1 protein-coding gene is annotated in these 489 nt (G+C 59.1%); it reads right to left on the reverse strand.

From position 1 onward, the window contains the following. Window positions 1–489 (reverse strand): Gfo/Idh/MocA family oxidoreductase (locus ACG2E4_RS18515; protein WP_395277515.1); only part of this gene is annotated, 489 nt, incomplete at both ends.

The following is a 489-nucleotide window of genomic DNA, read 5'->3' on the forward strand; positions in this document are numbered from 1 at the left end:
CAGGGCCGTCAGCGTACTCTTGGCGCCGTTCTCGGTATCGTTGATCTGCTCGCCGTTGCGGATTGCGGCAAACAGCTCATCGTGCTCCTGCTGGTAGGGATTCGGATCATTCTCCGCATCGTGGTTGTACAGGGTTTCCCCATCCCAGCTCTTCAGGATCCCGCGGTCCCCGCTGATGTCGATGGTGCCCCGGGTTCCCTGGAAAAATTCCGCCACCCGGTTCATCGTGTTGGGCTGGTGGCGGCACTGACTGGCGACAACGGCCCCGCTCGGGTAGGTAAACTCCACGAAATGATGGTCAAATATCTCCCCGTGGTTGGAACCGGTGCGCACCTCGCGCCCGCCCATCCCCTGGGCCGAGACCGGGTATTCCCCGATAAACCAGTTGGCCACATCGATGTTGTGGATATGCTGCTCCATGATATGGTCCCCGCACAGCCAGGTGAAGTAGTACCAGTTGCGCATCTGGAATTCCATCTCATTTTGGTG

The organism is Halalkalibaculum sp. DA384 (genome assembly GCF_043951955.1).
In the GTDB taxonomy this organism is placed as follows: Bacteria; Bacteroidota; Rhodothermia; order Balneolales; family Balneolaceae; genus JAMQKA01.